Raw genomic sequence first — 619 nt, forward strand, 5'->3', positions numbered from 1 at the left:
TGAAGAGGTACAGAGAAAGCATCTTCATTAACGACATAAGACTCGCCTTTATGCTCTCCTGCATAGACGTTCACAACCCAAACTCGGGCCTGAAAATCTAGTACTTCACTCATCACTTGCGTGAACTTTTGAAAGAGGTTTTTCATTGCTTTTAGTTCCGCTCTAACTCACAAACAGCCAAATACCAACGCCCATCATCAACGTGCCTGCGAAACGGTTCATCAAACGAACATTTTTTGATTGGCCTAAAACACGTTTGAGCCCTTTACCGCCTGTCGCATACAGTGACATACAGATGAACTCGAACAGCAGAATGATCGAGACTAAAACCATGAGCTGTGGCGCTAGGGCTTTGCTCTGGTCGATGAATGGAGGCAAAAGTGAGATCATAAACGCCCAACCTTTAGGGTTCGCGATGGCGGTAATGAAGCCCTGTAGAACCAAATTCCAGTTACCTTTAGGTTGTGAAGTTGAGTTCTCCAAATTGATCGCGAGTTTGCCTCGAGATCGCCACATTTCGATACCTAAATAGAGCAAATACGCACCGCCGCCAAATTTGAGGAAGGTAAACAGCCACGGATAATTGAGCATAACTGCGGCGATGCCGAGTACAGCAGAG

At 45.9% G+C, this 619-nt stretch carries 1 protein-coding gene; it reads right to left on the minus strand.

Annotation, left to right across the window (positions count from 1 at the left end; translation table 11 throughout):
• Positions 1–162: 162 nt before the first annotated feature.
• Positions 163–619, minus strand: a 457-nt coding sequence (locus tag R7Q48_RS28665) for a LysE family translocator (protein ID WP_318133731.1), incomplete at its 5' end; no start/stop codon positions are given.

Source organism: Vibrio sp. 378, assembly GCF_033339435.1.